Source organism: Lentibacillus songyuanensis, from assembly GCF_039548255.1.
In the GTDB taxonomy this organism is placed as follows: domain Bacteria; phylum Bacillota; class Bacilli; order Bacillales; family Amphibacillaceae; genus Lentibacillus_C; species Lentibacillus_C songyuanensis.
Genome location: NZ_JBCLVH010000052.1, coordinates 1 through 2,821 on the forward strand (window position 1 = coordinate 1; position 2,821 = coordinate 2,821).

Below are 2,821 nucleotides of genomic sequence, written 5' to 3' on the forward strand. Positions count from 1 at the left end.
TGAGTATTGCGGACAGAATGAGCCAGCTGTGCGGAGTTTTGAGCCACCGTTTGCGGACAATTGAGCCAGTGAATGCGGAGGAGGAAGCCACTAATTATTAGAGGAGAAAATAGACAGCCATTGAAATAAATAGGTCTATTCCAATGGCTGCTAATCTTATTTAAATCTTTTTTCTTTTAATTGCTGATCAATAATCTCAATAGCCCAAGTGACAAGTTCATCAAAATCTAAATCCTCTTCTTCCATCCACGCACAAAGAGGTAATAGCCTGTCTACTACTTCCATCATTATCTCTTCTGGCAAATACCTATGAAAGAAATAATTGGCTATACGGTTTTCAACTTCTACTGGGATCATTTAAACGCCCCCAAACCATGACGTTCTCTCATTGATACTTCACCATCTACTAGAATTTTATAGGAATCATGTACAATACGATCAAGAATCGCATCTGCCACCTGTGCTTGCCCCAGCTTCGAATGCCAACCTTCCGGTGAGAATTGGGAACAGAATATAGTAGATGCTCTCTTTAATCTCGACTCAATAATTTCCAACACGTGAAGTGCATTTTCCTCTGAAAGCTCAGTTAATAACCATTCATCAAGTATTAGTAGATCAATCTTTTTGTATTTTTGAATGATCTTCCGGAAGCTACCATCAGCCTCATATTTTGCGACAGCTAATTCATCAAGTAACTCTGGTAGTCTAATATACTTTACTTTGTAAAATTGACGACACGCATGAACACCAAAGGCATTAGATATCCATGTTTTTCCGTTCCCTGAAGCCCCCATTAAAATAATGTTAAGGTGATTTTGAATATAGTTCCCCGTTGCTAACTCTAATATTAAATTTTTATCCAGCTTGCGATCAGGATGATATTCTATGTCTTCAATAGCTGCCGTTGGCTCATCAAAGGTTGCTTGTTTAATTAACCGTGCCAGCCTGTTTGATTTTCGACGATCATACTCGTAATCTACTAAAAGATTAAAACGATTATCAAAATCCATGTCATTATAATTATTGTTCTGACTTTGTTGCTGATATAATTCTGCCATTGCACCCATCTTCATTTCGGTTAATTTACGTAATGTTTCTTGGTTCATCATTTTTTGTCCCCTCCAAAGTATTCAGCACCACGGATAAAACCATGATCATTGGTATTATTTTGTTGATTATCAATATTCGATTTTTGCTTACGTTTCTTACCTCTATCTAATACTCCTTTTAAAACAGAAATTGTGGGATTTGTTGATATTTCAAGCAATGTATGTGTCGCTTTCTCAAGTTCAATTTTTGTGTATTTTGTTGATAGATTCCTTAATGTACTTAGAATGTTTAGAGCTTTCTTTTCCGCATTCATTTCTAAGATATAAGAAACAAACCGTACCATAGAGGAGCCAATTGTTTCTGCCCATTTACGGTTATTTTCAGGATTATGCTCTAGATATAATCGATGATTATCAGGCATGTGATCGGTATTTGTAGAAAACTGACCAACTTCCCCGATTAATCTTTTATGGGATGCAATTCGTGCTTCTTTGAAGTAAACTTCAATTAGATCCGTAGTAAGTCGGACTTCGACTTGTTCACGGACGTAATCATATGGAACGGAATAATACATTCGTTCAACTTGGATATGATAGTTCAGTTGAACTTTTGCTGTTTTCCATTCCGAAAGTTTGTAACGTGTTTGAGGAAGCTGTAGAAGGTGGGATTTCTCTTCTTCCTCAAACACCTTTTTACGTGAACCTGGGCGTTTTTGGAAATCAATTGTATTGATTTTTTCTAGCTTTTCAAAGATTCGTTGATTTAAATCTTCAATTTGAAAACATTGATAGTTTCTTAGTGAAGCGATAATTTGTCTTGAAATGTAACCAACAGTTCCTTCGACGCTTGGTTTATCCTTTGGTTTTCGAACACGGCTCGGAACAATAACTGTACGATAATAATCTGCTAGTTCACGATATGCTTCATTGAGAAGAGGTTCACCCCGAAGAGCTTTTGTAACCCCTGTTTTCAAATTATCTGGGACCAAGGTTTCAGGAACTCCTCCAAAGTACTCTAATGCATGTATATGAGCGATAAGCCAGTTAGCTGATTTCATATCTAAAAATGCTTCCACGTAACTAAATTGACTGTAAGGTAAGGTCGCAATAAAAACGTATGCTGGAATTAATTCTCCTGTTGTACGATCCATTATTTCCAGCGTCGAACCTGCCCAGTCCACCTCCATGATTTCACCTGGTTTTCTACGAATAGGCATTGTTAATTTATATTTCTTCGCATACTTCCCATAGTTCTCACAATAAGTCCGGTAGGCATAGGGAATCTTCCCACCCTCACGTGCTTCTGTCGCATACTCATAATGCAATAAAGTCAAAGTGACATTCTTTTTTTGTAGTTCCTTATGCACTTTTTCCCAATCAACTGGGAAGTAACCTTTCTCAATAGCTTGTTTCTCTGGAAAGAGAAAAGCCTCCAGCCATGAATTGGTCATGGTATCGTTCAAACTTTCCACACCAAGCTTCCTGGCACGTTGAACGACATCAGATACTGTATTCCTTGAATGACCAGTGCTAGAACTAATTGTCCTTTGACTGACTCCTTCAAAATACAGCTCCAGAATCTTACGACAATTAACCATAAAAAAACCTCCTGTATAATAATGTCATGCTTGTTTGCATGCATTTTTTATTATACAAGAGGTTATTCTATTTTACCGTGCTGGCTCTCCAGTCCGCAGAAGGTGGCTCATTTTTCCGCATTGACTGGCTCAAAACTCCGCATAAGTGGCTCAATTCATCCGCAATATTCAATT

General features: G+C 37.6%; 3 protein-coding genes. All 3 read right to left on the minus strand.

The annotated features are described in order from the left end of the window. Positions 1 to 156: 156 nt before the first annotated feature. From WMZ97_RS21750 to istA, 3 genes are read right to left on the minus strand one after another with little or no spacing between them, the layout of a single operon-like run. A complete protein-coding gene (locus WMZ97_RS21750; RefSeq protein ID WP_343274158.1) occupies positions 157 to 357 on the minus strand; it encodes a hypothetical protein in 201 nt (66 codons plus the stop codon). Then, complete coding sequence (istB, locus tag WMZ97_RS21755) at positions 354 to 1,109, minus strand: IS21-like element helper ATPase IstB (RefSeq protein ID WP_343274159.1); 756 nt, start codon at positions 1,107 to 1,109, stop codon at positions 354 to 356. The genes WMZ97_RS21750 and istB overlap by 4 nt, the downstream gene beginning before the upstream one ends. After that, positions 1,106 to 2,647 carry an IS21 family transposase gene (gene istA / locus WMZ97_RS21760; protein ID WP_343274160.1) on the minus strand — a complete coding sequence of 514 codons (1,542 nt, stop codon included), beginning with the start codon at positions 2,645 to 2,647 and terminating at the stop codon, positions 1,106 to 1,108. Before istA ends, istB begins: the two co-directional genes overlap by 4 nt. Between the last annotated feature and the right edge of the window lie 174 nt (positions 2,648 to 2,821).

Coding starts and splice junctions, on each gene's coding strand:
- istA (WP_343274160.1), bottom strand. CDS start 2,647: ATGGTTAATTGTCGTAAGATTCTGGAGCTGTATTTTGAAGGAGTCAGT.
- WMZ97_RS21750 (WP_343274158.1), bottom strand. CDS start 357: ATGATCCCAGTAGAAGTTGAAAACCGTATAGCCAATTATTTCTTTCAT.
- istB (WP_343274159.1), bottom strand. CDS start 1,109: ATGATGAACCAAGAAACATTACGTAAATTAACCGAAATGAAGATGGGT.